This is a genomic window from Pseudomonas sp. H26/SER47-MNA-CIBAN-0231 (genome assembly GCF_040310465.1).
Classification (GTDB): domain Bacteria; phylum Pseudomonadota; class Gammaproteobacteria; order Pseudomonadales; family Pseudomonadaceae; genus Aquipseudomonas; species Aquipseudomonas atacamensis.
This window is the reverse complement of record NZ_JBEOPW010000168.1, coordinates 1-242: the sequence shown is the minus strand read 5'-3', so window position 1 is coordinate 242 and position 242 is coordinate 1. Positions and strand designations below refer to the sequence as shown.

General features: G+C 49.6%; 1 pseudogene. It reads left to right on the top strand.

Features of this window, described 5'->3' with window-relative positions:
- A pseudogene (locus tag AAEZ10_RS27680) lies at nt 1-242 on the top strand (site-specific integrase); the annotation flags it as partial.

The window sequence follows — 242 nt, the reverse complement described above, 5'->3', positions numbered from 1 at the left end:
GCAAAGGACTCTGTAGCTTTTACGCATTACCATTACCTCTTCATGCAGATTCGGCTCTGGATATCGCTGAGCACCCAGCAACTCATCCCAGTCGAGCACCGAATCTCAGTATCCGCGACAGCGATTGACACCCCAGAGCGAAAAAAAGACGTAATCGGCCATTTCAACGGCTCGGTTGCGTCTTGGGTGCCGTTTAAAGAGTCTGATCTCAAGAAAATGTTTGAGTACGCATCCTTCTGGAC